The sequence below is a fragment of the Paraburkholderia sp. SIMBA_053 genome, assembly GCF_046534895.1.
GTDB lineage: Bacteria > Pseudomonadota > Gammaproteobacteria > Burkholderiales > Burkholderiaceae > Paraburkholderia > Paraburkholderia caledonica.
On record NZ_JAWRXU010000080.1, the window covers coordinates 1 to 517 of the forward strand.

Here is a 517-nt window from a genome sequence, read left to right on the forward strand (position 1 = left end):
ATCCGCCAGGGGCGGTAAATTTCGCCGCGTTGATGACGATGTTCTCGATGACCTGCGACAGGCGGGTTGCATCCACGTATAAAAACACAGGTTCCGGCGGCAACGAAACAGACAGGCTGTGCCTGCGCTCGTCGACAATTGGCTGGCAAACCTCAATCGCGCTTTGCACCACCGTTTTCAGCGAGACTGTCTGCCGGTTGAGTTCGATATTGCCGCTCGTGATCCGCGTGAGATCGAGCATGTCATTGACCAGATGCACCAGTGCTTTTCCCTGACGCTCAATGACTCCCGTGGCCCAGGTTTTCCCCGCATCGTCGCTGGCTGCCGATCTCAGCAAAGTCGTCGCCGATACGAGTGCCGCGAGCGGGTTGCGCAACTCGTGTCGAAGCACGGCGAGAAATTCGTGCTTGCGATGGTCGGCCAGCGCCAGTTGCTCCGCCCGTTCGCGCAGATAGGCATTGCTCATGCTGCGCTCGGTCAGGTCGCGCTCGGTGGAAGCCACGCCCGTGACGTTGCC

Annotated in this window: 1 protein-coding gene; it reads right to left on the reverse strand. The window is 60.0% G+C overall.

Going from position 1 to position 517, the window contains the following annotated elements:
- On the reverse strand, nucleotides 1-517 hold a 517-nt coding region (locus tag SB753_RS34640; protein WP_410804543.1), incomplete at both ends, for a sensor histidine kinase.